This is a genomic window from Cellulomonas sp. ACRRI, assembly GCF_022346185.1.
Lineage (GTDB): Bacteria > Actinomycetota > Actinomycetes > Actinomycetales > Cellulomonadaceae > Cellulomonas.
Map to the genome: position 1 here is coordinate 1 of NZ_JAKRMS010000249.1, position 1704 is coordinate 1704.

At 58.5% G+C, this 1704-nt stretch carries 1 rRNA gene; it reads right to left on the reverse strand.

Annotated features, from left to right (window positions below):
- Positions 1-9 precede the first annotated feature (9 nt).
- Positions 10-1531 (reverse strand): 16S ribosomal RNA (locus tag MHY85_RS20945).
- Positions 1532-1704: the final 173 nt, after the last annotated feature.

The following is a 1704-nucleotide window of genomic DNA, read 5'->3' on the forward strand; positions in this document are numbered from 1 at the left end:
GCTCCTTAGAAAGGAGGTGATCCAGCCGCACCTTCCGGTACGGCTACCTTGTTACGACTTAGTCCCAATCGCCAGTCCCACCTTCGACGGCTCCCCCTGCGAACAGTTGGGCCACCGGCTTCGGGTGTTACCGACTTTCGTGACTTGACGGGCGGTGTGTACAAGGCCCGGGAACGTATTCACCGCAGCGTTGCTGATCTGCGATTACTAGCGACTCCGACTTCATGGGGTCGAGTTGCAGACCCCAATCCGAACTGAGACCGGCTTTTTGGGATTCGCTCCACCTCGCGGTATCGCAGCCCTTTGTACCGGCCATTGTAGCATGCGTGAAGCCCAAGACATAAGGGGCATGATGATTTGACGTCATCCCCACCTTCCTCCGAGTTGACCCCGGCAGTCTCCTATGAGTCCCCGGCATGACCCGCTGGCAACATAGGACGAGGGTTGCGCTCGTTGCGGGACTTAACCCAACATCTCACGACACGAGCTGACGACAACCATGCACCACCTGTACACCGACCTTGCGGGGCAACCATCTCTGGAAGTTTCCGGTGTATGTCAAGCCTTGGTAAGGTTCTTCGCGTTGCATCGAATTAATCCGCATGCTCCGCCGCTTGTGCGGGCCCCCGTCAATTTCTTTGAGTTTTAGCCTTGCGGCCGTACTCCCCAGGCGGGGCACTTAATGCGTTTGCTGCGGCACGGAACTCGTGGAATGAGCCCCACACCTAGTGCCCAACGTTTACGGCATGGACTACCAGGGTATCTAATCCTGTTCGCTCCCCATGCTTTCGCTCCTCAGCGTCAGTTGCGGCCCAGAGACCTGCCTTCGCCATCGGTGTTCCTCCTGATATCTGCGCATTCCACCGCTACACCAGGAATTCCAGTCTCCCCTACCGCACTCTAGTCTGCCCGTACCCACTGCAAGCCCGAGGTTGAGCCTCGAGTTTTCACAGCAGACGCGACAAACCGCCTACGAGCTCTTTACGCCCAATAATTCCGGACAACGCTTGCGCCCTACGTATTACCGCGGCTGCTGGCACGTAGTTAGCCGGCGCTTCTTCTGCAGGTACCGTCACTTGCGCTTCTTCCCTGCTGAAAGAGGTTTACAACCCGAAGGCCTTCATCCCTCACGCGGCGTCGCTGCATCAGGCTTGCGCCCATTGTGCAATATTCCCCACTGCTGCCTCCCGTAGGAGTCTGGGCCGTGTCTCAGTCCCAGTGTGGCCGGTCGCCCTCTCAGGCCGGCTACCCGTCGTCGCCTTGGTAGGCCGTTACCCCACCAACAAGCTGATAGGCCGCGAGTCCATCCCTGACCGATAAATCTTTCCAGACGCATCAGATGCCTGAACGTCACATATCCGGTATTAGACCTCGTTTCCAAGGCTTATCCCAGAGTCAGGGGCAGGTTACTCACGTGTTACTCACCCGTTCGCCACTGATCCACCCAGCAAGCTGGGCTTCACCGTTCGACTTGCATGTGTTAAGCACGCCGCCAGCGTTCGTCCTGAGCCAGAATCAAACTCTCCGTAGATGTCTCATGGCAACCACCACCCGAAAGCGGCAGTCAACCGACACACGAAACGACCCCCACCCGCTGGCGAGCGAGGATCAGTCAATTCGGCTGCTATGGGAACCGCCCGACGGGGTCGGACCGGCTCCCGTATCAACCAAGACCCACCGACACCGACCAGCCAACCCCGAACG